At 73.6% G+C, this 15,979-nt stretch carries 10 protein-coding genes; 3 read left to right on the top strand and 7 right to left on the bottom strand.

From position 1 onward, the window contains the following. Positions 1-50: 50 nt before the first annotated feature. Genes ACWEJX_RS08970 through ACWEJX_RS08940 form a run of 7 tightly spaced genes read right to left on the bottom strand, consistent with a single transcriptional unit; the run spans position 51 to position 8,248 of the window. A complete protein-coding gene (locus tag ACWEJX_RS08970; RefSeq protein WP_451606843.1) occupies positions 51-854 on the bottom strand; it encodes an HpcH/HpaI aldolase/citrate lyase family protein in 804 nt (267 codons plus the stop codon). Beyond that, entirely contained in the window at positions 851-2,071 is a 1,221-nt protein-coding gene (locus tag ACWEJX_RS08965; protein WP_451606842.1) for a CaiB/BaiF CoA transferase family protein, read from the bottom strand. Before ACWEJX_RS08965 ends, ACWEJX_RS08970 begins: the two co-directional genes overlap by 4 nt. Then, a complete protein-coding gene (rbsK, locus tag ACWEJX_RS08960) occupies positions 2,068-3,015 on the bottom strand; it encodes a ribokinase (RefSeq protein WP_451606841.1) in 948 nt (315 codons plus the stop codon). Before rbsK ends, ACWEJX_RS08965 begins: the two co-directional genes overlap by 4 nt. Continuing rightward, on the bottom strand, positions 3,012-4,760 hold the full coding sequence (locus ACWEJX_RS08955) for an ADP-ribosylglycohydrolase family protein (protein WP_451606840.1): 1,749 nt from the start codon (positions 4,758-4,760) through the stop codon (positions 3,012-3,014). The genes rbsK and ACWEJX_RS08955 overlap by 4 nt, the downstream gene beginning before the upstream one ends. Next, positions 4,757-5,917 (bottom strand): ADP-ribosylglycohydrolase family protein, encoded by a 1,161-nt coding sequence (locus ACWEJX_RS08950; protein ID WP_451606839.1) that lies wholly within the window; start codon positions 5,915-5,917, stop codon positions 4,757-4,759. The genes ACWEJX_RS08955 and ACWEJX_RS08950 overlap by 4 nt, the downstream gene beginning before the upstream one ends. Next, entirely contained in the window at positions 5,889-7,241 is a 1,353-nt protein-coding gene (locus tag ACWEJX_RS08945) for an ADP-ribosylglycohydrolase family protein (RefSeq protein WP_451606838.1), read from the bottom strand. Before ACWEJX_RS08945 ends, ACWEJX_RS08950 begins: the two co-directional genes overlap by 29 nt. After that, positions 7,238-8,248, bottom strand: a complete 1,011-nt coding sequence (locus ACWEJX_RS08940; RefSeq protein WP_451606837.1) for an ADP-ribosylglycohydrolase family protein — start codon at positions 8,246-8,248, stop codon at positions 7,238-7,240. The genes ACWEJX_RS08945 and ACWEJX_RS08940 overlap by 4 nt, the downstream gene beginning before the upstream one ends. A gap of 264 nt (positions 8,249-8,512) precedes the next feature. On the opposite strand from ACWEJX_RS08940, the gene ACWEJX_RS08935 reads away from it, so the two are divergent. The 3 genes from ACWEJX_RS08935 to ACWEJX_RS08925 all read left to right on the top strand — a co-directional run bounded on the left by ACWEJX_RS08935 (position 8,513) and on the right by ACWEJX_RS08925 (position 15,779). Beyond that, complete coding sequence (locus ACWEJX_RS08935; RefSeq protein WP_451606836.1) at positions 8,513-9,241, top strand: VIT1/CCC1 transporter family protein; 729 nt, start codon at positions 8,513-8,515, stop codon at positions 9,239-9,241. A 480-nt stretch (positions 9,242-9,721) separates the two neighbouring features. Further along, on the top strand, positions 9,722-14,326 hold the full coding sequence (gene gltB, locus ACWEJX_RS08930) for a glutamate synthase large subunit (protein WP_451606835.1): 4,605 nt from the start codon (positions 9,722-9,724) through the stop codon (positions 14,324-14,326). Next, a complete protein-coding gene (locus tag ACWEJX_RS08925; protein WP_451606834.1) occupies positions 14,319-15,779 on the top strand; it encodes a glutamate synthase subunit beta in 1,461 nt (486 codons plus the stop codon). Before gltB ends, ACWEJX_RS08925 begins: the two co-directional genes overlap by 8 nt. The last annotated feature ends 200 nt before the right edge of the window (positions 15,780-15,979 follow it).

Genomic DNA, 15,979 nt, shown 5'->3' with positions numbered 1-15,979 from the left:
CCGCCGGGACCGACTGGTTCCGGCGGGCCTCCGCCGTTTCGTCCTGGCGGTCAGGCCCGGCGGGCGGCCAGGGCCAGGACGCGGCGGGCGCGCGTGACGACGGCGGCGTCCACGAAGCGGCCGTCGGGGAGGGCCAGGGCGCCGGCTTGGGCCTCGGCGGCCTTGACGACCTCCTCGGCCGCCGCGATCTCGTCGGGGGCGGGGAGGTAGGCCCGTTCGATGACCGGCAGCTGCCGGGGGTGGATCGCGGCCCGGCCCAGGAAGCCCAGGGCCCGGCCCCGGGCGCAGCTCTCGGCCAGGGCGTCGAGGTCGCCGACGTCCGGGTGCACGGACTGGACCGGTGGAGGGAGCCCGGCCGCCCGGGCGGCGACCACGACCCGGCCGCGCGGCCAGTCGAGGCCGCGGTCCTCCCGTACGCCCAGGTCGGCGGCGAGATCGGCCTCGCCGAGGGCGATGCCGTGGACCGAGCGGTGCGCGGTGGCGATGGCGAAGGCGTGCTCCACGGCGAGGGCGTTCTCCAGGAGCGGATAGAGCGGAAGCCCCGCGGAGAGCTCGGCGATCCGGGCGATGTCAGTGGCGTGTGTCACCTTGGGAACACGGAGAGCGACGAGTCCGGGGAGGGAGACCAGGGATGGGATGTCGCGGGGTGTGTGGACGCGGACATGGACCGGCACGGGCTGGGGGCCGGCGAGCAGCTCGGCGGTGGCGGCCAGGGCGTAGGCCCGGCGGTCCGGCGCCACCGAGTCCTCCAGGTCGACGATGACGACGTCGGCGCCGGAGACGAGCGCCTTGCGCACCACGGCGGGCCGGTCGCCCGGTGCGTAGAGCCAGGTGAGGGGCGGCGCGGCGGTCATACGGCTCCTTGCGCGCGCAGGGTGTCGATCTCGGTGCCGGTGAGGCCGAGTTCGGTGAGGAGTTCGGCGGTGTCGGCGCCGTGCGGCCGGCCGGCCCAGCGGATCGCGCCGGGAGTCCCGGAGAGCCGGAAGAGGACGTTCTGCATGCGGAGCGGGCCGAGTTCGGGGTCCGGGACCTCGGTGACGGTGCCGAGGGCCCGGAACTGGGGGTCGTCGAGGACGTCCCGGACGTCGTAGACGGGGGCGATGGCCGCCTCCGCCTTCTCGAAGGCGGTCATGGCCTCCTCGCGGGTGTGCCGGGCGATCCAGGAGCCGACGGCCTCGTCGAGGACGTCGGCGTGCGCGGCCCGGCCGGTGCCGTCGGCGAACCAGGGCTCGTCGATCAGCTCCGGCCGGCCGACCAGGCGCAGCACGCGCTCGGCGATCGACTGGGCGGAGGTGGACACGGCGACCCAGGAGCCGTCGGAGGTCCGGTACGTGTTGCGCGGGGCGTTGTTGCGGGAGCGGTTGCCGGTGCGCGGCTGGACGTAGCCGAGCTGGTCGTACCAGAGGGGGTGGGGTCCGATGACGGAGAGCATCGGTTCGATGATGGCCATGTCGACGACCTGGCCGTGGCCGGTGGTGTGCCTCGCGGTGAGCGCGGTCATCACGGCGTACGCGGTGGCGAGCGCCGCGACGGAGTCGGCGAGGCCGAAGGGCGGCAGGGTCGGCGGGCCGTCCGGCTCGCCGGTGATGGCGGCGAAGCCGCTCATCGCCTCGGCGAGCGTGCCGAAGCCGGGCCGGTGGGCGTACGGGCCGAACTGGCCGAAGCCGGTGACCCGGGCCAGCACCAGGCGCGGGTTGACGGCCGACAGCTCCTCCCAGCCGAGGCCCCAGCGCTCCAGGGTGCCGGGCCGGAAGTTCTCCACGACCACGTCCGCGCCGGCCGCCAGCCGCAGCAGTGTGTCGCGGCCGCCCGGCGTGGACAGGTCCAGGGTCATGGTCCGCTTGTTGCGGCCGAGGACCTTCCACCACAGACCGACGCCGTCCTTGGCGGGGCCGTGGCCGCGGGACGGGTCGGGCTTGCGGGGGTGCTCGATCTTGACCACGTCCGCGCCGAAGTCGCCGAGCAGCGTCGCGGCGAGCGGGCCCGCGAAGAGGGTGGCGAGGTCGAGGACGCGCAGTCCGTGCAGGGGAGGGGCCGGGGCCGGTGCCGGGGTGCCTGTGCCGGTGCTCATACGGGCCTGGCCTCCGGGTTCCCGGCGGAGCCGAGGGCCGCCTCGATCTCGGTGCGGTACGGCATCGAGGTGGACGCCCCCGCGCGCTGGACCGACAGCGCGGCGGCGGCCGACGCCCAGGCCAGCGCCTCCGGCATCGGCCTGCCCTCGGTGACCGCCACGGCCAGCGCGCCCACGAACGTGTCACCGGCGGCGGTGGTGTCCACGGCCTTCACCCGTGGCGCGGGCACGGCCACCGGCTCCCGGCCGCGCGCCAGATACAGACAGCCGGCCGCGCCCAGGGTGACCACCACCTCCGGCACGGCGTCGAGCAGGGCGAGGCCGGCGGCGCGCGGGTCGGAGAGGTCGGTGAGGGCGGCGGCCTCGTGCTCGTTCGGCACCAACAGATCGGTGAAGGTGAGGAGTTCGGGCGGAAGTCGTCGCGCGGGTGCCGGGGTGAGGACGGTCCGCACGCCGTGCTCCCGGGCGTAGCGGGCGCCCTCGACGACCACGGAGAGGGGGAGTTCGAGCTGGAGCAGCAGGGTGTCGGCGGTCGCGATCAGCGCCTCGTCGCCATGGTCGAGGGAGGTGACGGTGCCGTTCGCGCCGGGGACGACGACGATCGCGTTGCCGCCCTCGTCGTCCACGACGATGTGCGCGGTGCCCGACGGGCCCTCCACCGTGCGCAGCAGGTCCGTGTCGACCGAGCTGTGGTCGAGGGCGGTCCGCAGCCGCGCGCCGAAGTCGTCGGCGCCCACCGCGCCGATCATCGACACCTCCGCGCCCGCCCGCGCGGCGGCCACCGCCTGGTTGGCGCCCTTGCCGCCGGGGACGGTGCGGAACTCGCGGCCGGTGACCGTCTCTCCGCGGGCGGGGGCCTTGGCCACGTAGGCCACGAGGTCCATGTTGGTGCTGCCGAGCACGACGATGCCGGCCGGATTGCCGGCGGCGGTGGGGCTGGTCATGGGCGTACTGCCTCCGAGTGCGTCAGTGCGGCCAGGGTGTCGAAGCCGATGCCGTCGAAGGACGGCACCGAGGTCGAGAGCCGGTTCTTGAGAGGGGAGGTCCAGCGCTCGGGCAGCCGGTCGGGGTGCCCGGTGAGCAGCCCGGCGACCGAACCGGCGGTGGCGCCGTTGGAGTCGGTGTCCCAGCCGCCGGAGACCGCCGCGCAGATCGAGCGCGTGAAGTCGCCGTCGGCGTGGGTGAGCGCGGCGGCGAGCAGGGCGGCGTTGGGGACGACATGGACCCAGTGATACCCGCCGAACTCGCCGTGGAGCCGGTCCACGACGGCGTCGAAGTCACGGTCCGCGCGGGCGGCGGCGATGCCGAAGCGCACGGCCTTCGCCAGCCGTGACTCCGGCGGTACGACCGCGAGCCCGGCCGCCAGCGCCCGGTGTACGTCCGCCGTGCCGCTCGCGGCCTGCGCGAGGGCGGCCGCGACGAACATCGCGCCGTACACCCCGTTCCCGGTGTGCGTCAGGACCGCGTCCCGGTACGCCTGGCGGGCCGCGCCCGCCGGGTCTCCCGGGTGCGTCCAGCCGTGCACGTCCGCCCTGATCAGCGCCCCGATCCACTCCCGGAACGGGTTGCGGCGGGTGGCGGTGTGCGGGGGTTCGACGCCGTCGAGGAGGTTGCGGTAGGCGATCCGCTCGGCGGTGAACGTCCGTCCGGCGGGCAGCTCGTCGAGCCAGAGACGGGCGACGTCGGCGGTGGTGAAGGCGCGGCCGTGGCGGCGGAGGAGGAGCAGATTGAGGAGCGGGTAGTCGAGGTCGTCGTCCTCGGGCATCCCGTCGATGTTCTCGGCGAGGGAGGTGTCGGCGGAGCGCCGGTTCCACGGGTGCGCGGCGAGGAGACGCGGGGCCACGCCGCGGGCCGTGAACCAGTCCGAGAGCGGCCAGTTGCCGGTGGCGCGGGCGAGGGCGCGGATGGCGGCGAGGGGGAGTTTCTCGACGGGCTTTCCGAGGAGGCAGCCGGCCGCGCGGCCGAGCCAGGCGGCGTGCAGGCGCTTGAGCAGGGCGTCGGATTCCCCCGCCCCGCCCCTTCCCGAAACGCTGACGAGACCGAGGGCCGCGCCACCGAACCCCCGGAACCGCGCCGCTTCGCGCGCGGGGGGCGGTGGCCAGTCGGGGCAGGCCGTGATGATCGCAGCCAGGGCGGTGGGTTCCTGAGTGAGCAGAGGGCTGGGGAGTGCGGACAGGGCGTCCAGGATTTCCTCGGCCAGGGGGCGGAGGGCGGGGCACGGGGTGGGGGAGGCGCCGGCGGTGGGCGGGGCGGCGTGGCCGCCGGCCGCGTACCAGCGGGCGGCGAGGTCGCGGGCGTCGCGGCCGTCCTCGGTGGCCTGACGGAGTTCGTGCCCGACCAGGTCCTCGGGCTGGACCCAGGTGAGGCGGAGAGGGCCGGCGGCCGCTGGGCGGCCTGGAGCTCCGGCGCTCCGGCCTCCGGCATCGCCGTCGGCGGGGGCCGGCCGGTCCGGGGTCCTGGCGCCGTGGTCGCCGGCCCGGGGGCGCTCGGTCGTGCCGTCGACGGAGGCTGAACGGCTCCGCGCCCGGACGCCGTCGCCTCCCGCCTCGGTGGCGTGGGATCCGACGGCCCTGCCGTCGACCGTGGCGGAACGCTCCGGCGCCCCGGCGCCGTCGCGGGGCTGGGCGGCCCTGGTGTCGGCGGCTGCCCGGTACCGCGTCCCGGCGTCGGTCGTTTCGCCGGCGGTCATCGGGTCGTGCCCGTCAGCGTCGCGTACGCCGACTCGTGGGCGCGGCGGCGGGCGGTGTCGCGGGTGAAGATCTCGTGGGCGACGGCGGTGAGCGTCGTGGCCGGGGCGTGGAGGTCGAGGCGGCTGGCCTCGGCGACCTGCTTGGCCCAGTCGGGCGGGACGGCGGACTCGCCGTGCAGGGCGCCCGCGAGCGCGCCGGCCATGGTGGCGATGGAGTCGCAGTCGCGGCCGTAGTTGACCGCGCCCAGGACCGTGCGGCGGTAGTCGCCCGCGCCGACGAGCAGCATGCCGAGGGCGACGGGCAGCTCCTCGACGGCGTGGACGCGGGAGGGGCGGCGGGCGTCGAGGGAGGGGGCGCGGTAGTCGGGGCCGACCGAGTCGAAGGGGGCGACGGCGCGGCGGAGCGGGGTGAGCGCCGACTCGAAGTCCCGGTGGGCGTCGGCGACTTCGGCGACCGCCTCGATCGCCGCCCGGGTGCCGTCCTTGGCGAGGGCGAGCGCCGTGTCGACGACCGAGCGCGGGGTCGCGCCCGGGACGCAGGCGGCCGCCACGGCCGCCGCGAACACGCCGGCCGCCTCGCGTCCGTACGAGGACTGGTGGGCGCCGGCGATGTCGAGCGCCTCGGCGTAGGCGGCCGACGGGTTGGCGGCGTTGATCAGGCCGACGGGCGCCATGTACATCGCGGCACCGCAGTTGACGATGTTTCCGGTGCCGGCCTCGCGCGGGTCGGCGTGGCCGTAGTGGAGCCGGGCGACGATCCACTTCTCGGCGAGGAAGACGCGTTGGAGGGGCAGGGCCTCCGCCTCCAGTTCGGGGATCCAGACCGGGCGGCCCATGAGTTCGGGGACGAGGTGCTCGGCGACCGCGTACGCGTCGAGGTGGTCGCGGACCTTCTCGTACACCCTGATCAGCGCGTGCGTCATCAGGGTGTCGTCGGTGACGTGCCCGTCGCCCTTGTGGTACGGGGCGATGGGGCGGGCGGTGCGCCAGGCGTCGCCGTTCCAGGGGCCGACGACGCCGGTGACGCGGCCGCCGTGGCGTTCCAGGATCTGCTCGGGGGTGTAGCCCTCGACCGGGCCGCCGAGGGCGTCGCCCACGGCGGCCCCGACCAGGCTGCCGGTGATCCGGTCATCCAACGGGGGTGTGAGGGGTGTCATGTCGGAATTGTCCACCCAGGGTGGCCGGTTCCGTGGCTGCGAGGAGCCCGGCGAGTTCGACCAGGTCGGTGCCCGCGAGCCGGGGCAGCGCACAGCCCGCGAGGGTCCGGCACGCCTCCCGCCAGGTCGCCGGGACCGCCGTACCGCCGCCCAGCGCGCCGGTGAGCGCGCCCACCAGGGCCGGGGCCGAGTCGGCGACCCGGGAGAGACAGGCCGCGGCGGGCACGGCGACGGCGACGTCGCCGCGGGCGGCGAGGGTGAGCGCGAGCGCGACGGGGACGGTCTCGGCGGCGGCGATGCCGTAGCTGTAGACGTGGTCCACGATCTGGTGCTCCAGGAGCGGGACCAGCTCGAAGGCGGTGGCGGCGGTACGGGCCAGCTTGACCGCGTGCCGGCCGTTGCGGCCGATCTCGGTGGCGGGCGGGAGCTGGTCCAGGGCCGCCGCCACCGCCTCGTCCGGCCCGGCCCCGCCGACCGCGGCGGCGGTGGCCGCCGCCATCGCGCGGGCGCCGTGGACGCCGTCGCCGTCCTGGGTGTACCGGGCGTCGAACTCGGCGAGTCCGGCGGCCGCGACCGGGTCCCCGGGGTGGACGAGGGCGAGGACGGCGGCCCGTACGCAGGCGGCGTCGTCGAAGTAGTGCGGATTGTCGTGACCGGTGGCGGGCGGGCGCAGCCCGGCGGCGAGGTTGCCGAGGCCGGCGCGGACGGAGATCCGGGCGCGCAGCGGCAGGACGGCGGACTCCACCTCGGGCGCGCGGTCGGACGCGGCGGCGACCTGGCTCGCGAGGGAGTTCCAGGCGAGGTCGACGGCGGCCCGCAGCCGCCGCTCGGGCGTGAGCGCACGGAACAGGGGGCCCGGGCCCGAGGCGGCGAGCAGCGCCTCCGCGGTGAACACCGCCCACTCGGCGTCGTCGGAGGGGCCGAGGCGGAGGGGCTCGGGAGGCTGGTTGAGGGCGATCGGCACGGGCAGGGTCGTGGTCGCGTTCTCCTCCGCGAAGGTGTCGAGCTCGCGGGTGAGCCGGCGGGTCCACTCGGGCATCCGGGCGGCCCGGTGCCGGGCGGCGGGCCACCCGGCGGCGTCGCCCGCTGCGAGACCGAGGAGGAGGCCCTCGATCCTGTCGCGAGGGGTGGCCGCGGGGCGGGTGCGCGTGCGCGTGGCGGTGCCGAGTACCGGGGCGCGGCGCCCGTCCCGTACCGGGGGCGGGTCCGCGTGGGCGCCGTCCGTCGTATCGGCACCCGCCGTCGTGGGCTGTGCCCACCCTCCCCCAGACTCCGTCCGGGGGTACCCCCATCGCCCGGCGGAACTATTGCCCACAGCAGTCATCGGTCTTCCTCCTCCTCCGGGGTCAGCAGGTCCGCGACGTCGAGGACGTGGTAGCCCCGCATCGACGGCAGGCAGCTCCCCCGCGCCGGACCGATCGCCGCCCCCCACTCCTCCGGGATCGCCGCCGTCCCGCCCAGCGCGCCCGCGAGCGCGCCCGCCACCGCCGCCGTCGTGTCGGCGTCGCGGCCCATGTTGACGGCGGTGAGCACGGCGGTGCGGAAGTCGCCGCGGGCGGCGGCGAAGGCGCCGAAGGCGAGGGCGACGGCCTCGGGGGCGAGGTCGGTCCAGGGGTAGCCGCCGATGACGACGGCGGAGCGGACGGCGCGTTCGCGTTCGAGGGGGTCGGGGATGACGCGCCGGGCGGCGACGACCGCGCGGCGCATGGAGCGGGCGGTCCAGGAGTCCATGGGGACGACGGAGAGGGCGGCGGCGATGACGGAGGTGACGGACGCGCCGCCCATCGCCGCCGCCACGCCCGCGGCGACGGCCTGGCCGCCGTAGATGCCCTCGCCGTCGTGGCTGACGGTCCCGTCGACGGCGACGAGCCGGGCCGCTTCGGCGGGGCGGCCGGCGGCGAAGACGCCGAAGGGGGCGGCGCGCATGGCGAGGCCGTCGCTCCAGGCGTGCCGGTGCTGGGCGGAGATGGGCGCGGCGAGGCCCCGGCGGAGGTTCTCCAGGGTGCCGCGTTCGGAGAAGCCGGCGCCGCGGAAGGGTCCCTCGTCGAGGTCGGCGATCCAGTGGTGCCAGGCCTGTTCGACATGGGCCACGGTGAGGGCGGAGCCGTGCCGGGCGAGCAGCAGGCCGGAGAAGATGGCGTACTCGGTGTCGTCGGTGCCTGCCGGACTGTCCGTCACGAAGCCCTCGATCCGGCCCCAGCGGGCCCGGATCTGTGAGGGGCGCAGGTTCTCGGCGGGCGCGCCGAGCGCGTCCCCGACCGCGAGTCCGAGCAGCGCGCCCCGCGCCCGCTCGCGCAGATCGCGCAGTTCGCCCAGCGTCGTTCCGACCATCCTCTGTCCCCTTTCGCGCTCCTCTTCGCGCTCCTCCGATCTGTGCCACGCGTGCGGCCCGAGCCTTCACAGAAACGTTTCTGTCACCCAGGTGACGCCATGTCAGACCCGAGGTAAGGCAGTCCTCAGACAGGCTCACCTCACTAAGACGAGCCTTACTAAGTACGGCCTACCTTGCTGGCGCGCCCCTTACATCGGGCGTATTTTCGATGAGGTCAGGAGGGGGCGGGCACGCCGAACCCGCAGGAAAGACAGGGGAGAAGCATGTCCATCATCGAAGCCGTCGCACCGCTCCACGAGGCCCACCGCGACAACCACACCCACCGCGACGTCAACGGCGGCTGGCTGCGCCCCGCGGTCTTCGGCGCGATGGACGGACTCGTCTCCAACCTGGCGCTCATGACCGGTGTGGCCGGCGGCGCCGTCTCCTCGCAGACCATCGTCATCACCGGCCTCGCCGGACTCGCGGCCGGCGCCTTCTCGATGGCCGCCGGCGAGTACACCTCGGTCGCCTCGCAGCGCGAGCTCGTCCAGGCCGAACTCGACGTCGAGCGCCGCCAGTTGCGCAAGCACCCGGTCGACGAGATGGAGGAGCTGGCCGCGCTCTACGTCTCCCGTGGCGTCGAGCCCGCGCTCGCCCGCGAGGTCGCCATGCAGCTGTCCCGCGACCCGGAGCAGGCGCTGGAGATCCACGCCCGCGAGGAGCTGGGCATCGACCCCGACGACCTGCCGTCGCCGACCGTCGCCGCGGTGTCCTCGTTCGGCTCCTTCGCGCTCGGCGCGCTGCTTCCCGTACTGCCGTACCTGCTCGGTGCCACCGCCCTGTGGCCGGCGCTGCTGCTCGCGCTCCTCGGGCTCTTCGCCTGCGGCGCGCTCGTGGCCCGGGTGACCGCCCGCAGCTGGTGGTTCAGCGGGCTTCGCCAGCTCGTCCTCGGCGGTGCCGCGGCGGCCGTCACGTACGGGCTCGGCATGCTCTTCGGTGCGGCGCTGTAGCGCCGTACGGCCGACAGGAACGCCGAGCAGGGGCCTCCGGACATCCCGGGGGCCCTTCGGCGTACGTACACGTCGCCGGCGGTGTCCGTCGCTGTGACGTATCTCCCTGAGCGGATTCCGCGATCCAGTGGGACACTATGCGGGCCGCCACATATCTAGCCGATTACCCGGCGGTTTCGAACGCCCGGCCACCGGGCATGAGGCTCAAGCGCCGCGGGCAATGAGGCCCGCCCCTGCGACGGGTCGCTCCGTCCCCCGCGAGAACGCCGTAGTTCCCGCGCCCCCACAGCTGAACCAGGGCTGCACCACGCTGCACGAGCCGCAGCACACCACCACCGCCCGTATCGGCGGTGTCCGCATGCTGGAATGCGCTATCCACTTCGCGAGAAGCCAGCCATCATGTAACCTGCACGAAATTTCGCGGAGGGCCAACGTCGTCCCTCGGCTGCTGCATATGCCACGACGACGACGGGAGAGCCGATGCGTTCCGACGCCTGGTCGCCCATGGACGGTCGCCCCGCCCCGCAGGGGATGTACGACCCCCGTAACGAACACGACGCCTGTGGTGTCGGGTTCGTGGCCACCCTCACCGGTGTTGCCAGCCACGAGCTGGTCGAGCAGGCGCTGACGGTACTGCGCAATCTCGAACACCGCGGCGCCACCGGCTCCGAGCCCGACTCCGGTGACGGCGCCGGCATCCTGCTCCAGGTCCCGGACGCCTTCCTCCGCGAGGTCGCCGGATTCGAGCTTCCCGCCGCCGGCTCGTACGCGGTCGGCATCGCCTTCCTCCCCGCAGACGGCTCCGCACAGGCTGTCTCGCAGATCGAGACGATCGCGTCCGAGGAGGGTCTGAACGTCCTCGGCTGGCGCGAGGTCCCCGTCGCCCCCGAGCTGCTCGGCGCTTCCGCCCGCGCCACCATGCCGGTCTTCCGCCAGCTCTTCGTCGCTGGGGGTACCTCCCAGGCCGAAGGCTCTGGGGGAGGCACGAGCAGCGGCATCGCGCTCGACCGCAAGGCGTTCGTCCTGCGCAAGCGCGCCGAGCGGGAGGCCGGGACGTACTTCCCGTCGCTCTCCGCCCGCACCATCGTCTACAAGGGCATGCTGACCACCGGCCAGCTGGAGCCCTTCTTCCCGGACCTGTCGGACCGCCGCTGCGCCACCGCCGTGGCCCTGGTCCACTCCCGGTTCTCCACGAACACCTTCCCGAGCTGGCCGCTCGCCCACCCGTACCGCTTCGTCGCCCACAACGGCGAGATCAACACGGTCAAGGGCAACCGCAACTGGATGACGGCCCGCGAGGCCCAGCTCGCCGGCGACGTCTTCGGCACCGCCGCCGACGGCCGGGGCATCGAGCGGATCTTCCCGGTCTGCACCCCCGACGCATCCGACTCCGCCTCCTTCGACGAGGTCCTGGAGCTGCTCCACCTCGGCGGCCGCTCGCTGCCGCACAGCGTGCTGATGATGATCCCCGAGGCGTGGGAGAACCACACCTCCATGGACCCGGCCCGCAAGGCCTTCTACCAGTACCACTCCACCCTGATGGAGCCCTGGGACGGCCCGGCCTGCGTCACCTTCACCGACGGCGTCCAGGTCGGCGCGGTCCTCGACCGCAACGGTCTGCGCCCCGGCCGCTACTGGGTCACCGACGAGGGCCTCGTCGTGCTCTCCTCCGAGGTCGGCGTCCTCGACATCGACCCCGCCAAGGTCGTCCGCAAGGGCCGGCTGCAGCCGGGCAAGATGTTCCTCGTCGACACCGCCGAGCACCGCATCGTCGAGGACGACGAGATCAAGGCCGCCCTCGCCGCCGAGCACCCGTACGCGGAGTGGCTGGAGACCGGCGAGATCGAGCTCTCCGACCTCCCCGAGCGCGAGCACATCGTGCACACCCACGCCTCGGTCACCCGCCGCCAGCAGACCTTCGGCTACACCGAGGAAGAGCTCCGCGTCATCCTCGCCCCGATGGCCCGCACCGGCGCCGAGCCGATCGGCTCCATGGGCACGGACTCGCCGATCGCCGCCCTGTCCGCGCGGCCCCGGCTGCTCTTCGACTACTTCACCCAGCTGTTCGCGCAGGTCACCAACCCGCCGCTGGACGCCATCCGCGAGGAGCTCGTCACCTCGCTGCTGTCCTCGCTCGGCCCCGGCAGCAACCTGCTCGACCCGACCGCGGCCTCCTGTCGCAGCGTCACGCTGCCCTTCCCGGTGATCGACAACGACGAGCTGGCCAAGCTCATCCACATCAACGCCGACGGCGACATGCCCGGCATGAAGGCCGTGACCCTCTCCGGCCTCTACCGGGTCTCCGGCGGCGGCGACGCGCTCGCCGCCCGCATCGAGGAGATCTGCGCCGAGGCCGACGCGGCGATCGAGGGCGGCGCCCGCCTGATCGTCCTGTCCGACCGGCACTCCGACGCCGAGCACGCGCCGATCCCGTCGCTGCTGCTCACCGCGGCCGTCCACCACCACCTCATCCGCACCAAGCAGCGCACCATGGTGGGGCTCCTTGTCGAGGCCGGTGACGTGCGCGAGGTCCACCACGTGGCCCTGCTCATCGGCTACGGCGCCGCCGCCGTCAACCCGTACCTGGCCATGGAGTCCGTCGAGGACCTGCTCCGCGCCGGCACCTTCCTGTCGGACATCGAGCCCGAGCAGGCCATCCGGAACCTGATCTACGCCCTCGGCAAGGGCGTCCTCAAGGTCATGTCCAAGATGGGCATCTCCACCGTCGCCTCCTACCGCGGCGCCCAGGTCTTCGAGGCCGTCGGCCTCGACACCGCCTTCGTCGAGAAGTACTTCAACGGCACCGCCACCAAGATTGGCGGCGCCGGCCTCGACGTCATCGCCAAGGAGGTCGCCGCCCGGCACGCCAAGGCGTACCCGGCCACCGGCATCGCCTCGGCGCACCGCGCCCTGGACATCGGCGGCGAGTACCAGTGGCGCCGCGAGGGCGAGCCGCACCTCTTCGACCCGGAGACGGTCTTCCGCCTGCAGCACGCCACGCGCTCCAAGCGGTACGACATCTTCAAGAAGTACACGGAGCGGGTGAACGAGCAGTCCGAGCGCCTGATGACGCTCCGCGGTCTGTTCGGTTTCGCCGCCGAGGGCCGTACGCCCATCTCGATCGACGAGGTCGAGCCGGTCTCCGAGATCGTCAAGCGCTTCTCCACCGGCGCCATGTCGTACGGCTCCATCTCCCGCGAGGCCCACGAGACCCTCGCCATCGCCATGAACCAGCTGGGCGGCAAGTCCAACACCGGTGAGGGCGGCGAGGACCCGGACCGCCTCTACGACCCGGCGCGCCGCTCCGCGATCAAGCAGGTCGCCTCCGGCCGCTTCGGCGTCACCTCCGAGTACCTGGTCAACGCGGACGACATCCAGATCAAGATGGCCCAGGGCGCCAAGCCCGGCGAGGGCGGCCAGCTGCCCGGCCACAAGGTCTACCCGTGGGTCGCCAAGACCCGGCACTCGACGCCCGGCGTCGGCCTGATCTCCCCGCCGCCGCACCACGACATCTACTCCATCGAGGATCTGGCCCAGCTGATCCACGACCTCAAGAACGCCAACCCGGCCGCCCGCATCCACGTGAAGCTGGTGTCGGAGGTCGGTGTCGGCACGGTCGCCGCGGGTGTCTCCAAGGCCCACGCCGACGTCGTGCTCATCTCCGGCCACGACGGCGGTACGGGCGCCTCGCCGCTCACCTCGCTGAAGCACGCGGGCGGCCCCTGGGAGCTCGGCCTCGCCGAGACCCAGCAGACGCTGCTGCTCAACGGCCTGCGCGACCGGATCGTCGTGCAGACCGACGGCCAGCTCAAGACCGGCCGTGACGTCGTCATCGCCGCGCTGCTCGGCGCCGAGGAGTTCGGCTTCGCCACCGCGCCGCTCGTCGTCTCCGGCTGCGTCATGATGCGCGTCTGCCACCTGGACACCTGCCCGGTCGGCATCGCCACCCAGAACCCGGTCCTGCGCGACCGCTTCTCCGGCAAGGCCGAGTACGTCGTCAACTTCTTCGAGTTCATCGCTCAGGAGGTGCGCGAGCTCCTCGCCGAGCTGGGCTTCCGCTCCATCGAGGAGGCCGTCGGCCACGCCGAGCTGCTCGACACCAGCCGCGCCGTCTCCCACTGGAAGGCGCAGGGCCTGGACCTGGAGCCGCTGTTCCACGTGCCCGAGCTGCCCGCCGGCGCGGTCCGCCACGCCCTGGTCGAGCAGGACCACGGCCTGGAGAAGGCCCTCGACAACGAGCTGATCGAGCTCGCCGCCGAGGCGCTGAACGCCGAGTCCGCGGAGGCCGCCCAGCCGGTCCGCGCCCAGGTCGCGATCCGGAACATCAACCGGACCGTCGGCACCATGCTCGGCCACCACGTGACGAAGAAGTTCGGTGGCGCGGGCCTGCCGGCCGACACCATCGACATCACCTTCACGGGCTCCGCCGGCCAGTCCTTCGGCGCCTTCCTGCCGGCCGGTGTCACCCTGCGCCTGGAGGGCGACGCCAACGACTACGTCGGCAAGGGCCTCTCCGGCGGCCGCGTGATCGTCCGCCCGGACCGGGGCGCCGACCACCTGGCCGAGTACTCCACCATCGCGGGCAACACCATCGGCTACGGAGCCACCGGCGGCGAGCTGTTCCTGCGCGGCCGCACCGGCGAGCGCTTCTGCGTCCGCAACTCCGGCGCCCTGGTCGTCTCCGAGGGCGTGGGCGACCACGGCTGCGAGTACATGACCGGCGGCACGGCGGTCGTCCTCGGCGAGACCGGCCGCAACTTCGCGGCCGGCATGTCCGGCGGCGTCGCCTACGTGATCGACCTGGACCGGAACAACGTCAACTCCGGCAACCTGGGTGCGATCGAGGCCCTCTCGGACTCCGACAAGACGTGGCTGCACGACGTCGTGCGCCGCCACCACGAGGAGACCGGCTCCACGGTCGCCGAGAAGCTGCTCGGCGACTGGGACGCGGCCGCGGCCCGCTTCAGCAAGATCATCCCCACCACGTACAAGGCAGTGCTCGCCGCCAAGGACGCCGCTGAGCTCGCCGGTCTCTCCGAGGCCGAGACCACCGAGAAGATGATGGAGGCGGCGACCCATGGCTGACCCCAAGGGCTTCCTGACCACCGGGCGCGAGGTCGCCAAGACCCGGCCGGTGAGCGAGCGCGTCAAGGACTGGAACGAGGTCTACGTCCCCGGCTCCCTGCTGCCGATCATCAGCAAGCAGGCCGGCCGCTGCATGGACTGCGGCATCCCGTTCTGCCACAACGGCTGTCCGCTGGGGAACCTCATCCCCGAGTGGAACGACTACGCCTACCGCGAGGACTGGTCGGCGGCGTCGGAGCGGCTGCACGCGACCAACAACTTCCCGGAGTTCACCGGCCGCCTGTGCCCGGCTCCGTGCGAGGCGGCCTGTGTGCTCGGCATCAACCAGCCGGCCGTCACCATCAAGAACGTCGAGGTCTCGATCATCGACAAGGCGTGGGACGGCGGTGACGTCCGGCCGCAGGTGCCCGAGCGCCTCTCCGGCAAGACCGTCGCCGTCATCGGCTCGGGCCCGGCGGGTCTCGCCGCCGCCCAGCAGCTGACCCGGGCCGGCCACACCGTGGTCGTGTACGAGCGGGCCGACCGCATCGGCGGTCTGCTGCGCTACGGCATCCCCGAGTTCAAGATGGAGAAGCGGCACATCAACCGGCGCATCGAGCAGATGCGCGCGGAGGGTACGAAGTTCCGCACCGGCGTCGAGGTCGGCCGCGACATCACCGCCACCGACCTGCGCAAGCGGTTCGACGCGGTCGTCGTCGCCGCCGGCGCCACCACGGCCCGCGACCTGCCCGTGCCGGGCCGCGAGCTGAAGGGCATCCACCAGGCGATGGAGTACCTGCCGCTCGCCAACAAGGTGCAGGAGGGCGACTTCGTCACCCCGCCGATCACCGCCGAGGGCAAGCACGTCGTCGTCATCGGCGGCGGCGACACCGGCGCGGACTGCGTCGGCACGGCGCACCGGCAGGGCGCGGCCTCGGTCACCCAGCTGGAGATCATGCCGAAGCCGGGCGAGGAGCGGAACGCGGGCCAGCCCTGGCCGACCTTCCCCATGCTCTACAAGGTCACCTCGGCCCACGAGGAGGGCGGCGAGCGGGTCTACTCCGTCTCCACCACCCACTTCGAGGGCGACGAGGACGGCAACGTGCAGTTCCTGCACCTCGTCGAGGTCGAGTTCGTCGACGGCAAGCTGACCCAGAAGCCGGGCACCGAGCGCAAGATCCCCGCCCAGCTGGTCACGCTCGCGATGGGCTTCACCGGCACGGACGTGGAGAACGGGCTGGTCGCGCAATTTGGTCTAGACCTCGATGAGCGGGGTAACATCGCGCGTGACGCGGACTTCGCCACCAACGTCGATGGCGTCTTCGTCGCCGGTGACGCCGGCCGTGGCCAGTCGCTGATCGTCTGGGCCATCGCCGAGGGCCGCTCGGCCGCCCGCGGCGTCGACCGCCACCTCACGGGCGCCAGCTCCCTGCCGGCCCCGATCCGCCCGACGGACCGTTCCCTGACGGTCTGACCCTCGGGCCCCTTCAAGGACGTCCCGTACAACGACGTACGGAACTGAGCGCGGCGCTTGCCCCACTGTCCCCGACCTGGACGACTGGGCGAGCGCCGCGGCGCGTTGTGAGCGCCCGCGAAGGTCTGCTGCGGCTGATGCGGTGCCCGAGCGCCCCGCGTACGGTTGCGCTCGGCGATCCGGTGCGGACCGGTGGGGGC

The sequence above is a fragment of the Streptomyces sp. NPDC004788 genome, from assembly GCF_053601115.1.
The sequence above is the reverse complement of the archived record's forward strand: the minus strand, read 5'-3'. Positions and strand labels throughout refer to the sequence as shown.

Bases quoted from the DNA above. Each gene is read 5' to 3' on its own strand.
- ACWEJX_RS08970 (WP_451606843.1), bottom strand. From the start codon at position 854: ATGACCGCCGCGCCGCCCCTCACCTGGCTCTACGCACCGGGCGACCGG.
- ACWEJX_RS08965 (WP_451606842.1), bottom strand. From the start codon at position 2,071: ATGAGCACCGGCACAGGCACCCCGGCACCGGCCCCGGCCCCTCCCCTG.
- rbsK (WP_451606841.1), bottom strand. From the start codon at position 3,015: ATGACCAGCCCCACCGCCGCCGGCAATCCGGCCGGCATCGTCGTGCTC.
- ACWEJX_RS08955 (WP_451606840.1), bottom strand. From the start codon at position 4,760: ATGACCGCCGGCGAAACGACCGACGCCGGGACGCGGTACCGGGCAGCC.
- ACWEJX_RS08950 (WP_451606839.1), bottom strand. From the start codon at position 5,917: ATGACACCCCTCACACCCCCGTTGGATGACCGGATCACCGGCAGCCTG.
- ACWEJX_RS08945 (WP_451606838.1), bottom strand. From the start codon at position 7,241: ATGACTGCTGTGGGCAATAGTTCCGCCGGGCGATGGGGGTACCCCCGG.
- ACWEJX_RS08940 (WP_451606837.1), bottom strand. From the start codon at position 8,248: ATGGTCGGAACGACGCTGGGCGAACTGCGCGATCTGCGCGAGCGGGCG.
- ACWEJX_RS08935 (WP_451606836.1), top strand. From the start codon at position 8,513: ATGTCCATCATCGAAGCCGTCGCACCGCTCCACGAGGCCCACCGCGAC.
- gltB (WP_451606835.1), top strand. From the start codon at position 9,722: ATGCGTTCCGACGCCTGGTCGCCCATGGACGGTCGCCCCGCCCCGCAG.
- ACWEJX_RS08925 (WP_451606834.1), top strand. From the start codon at position 14,319: ATGGCTGACCCCAAGGGCTTCCTGACCACCGGGCGCGAGGTCGCCAAG.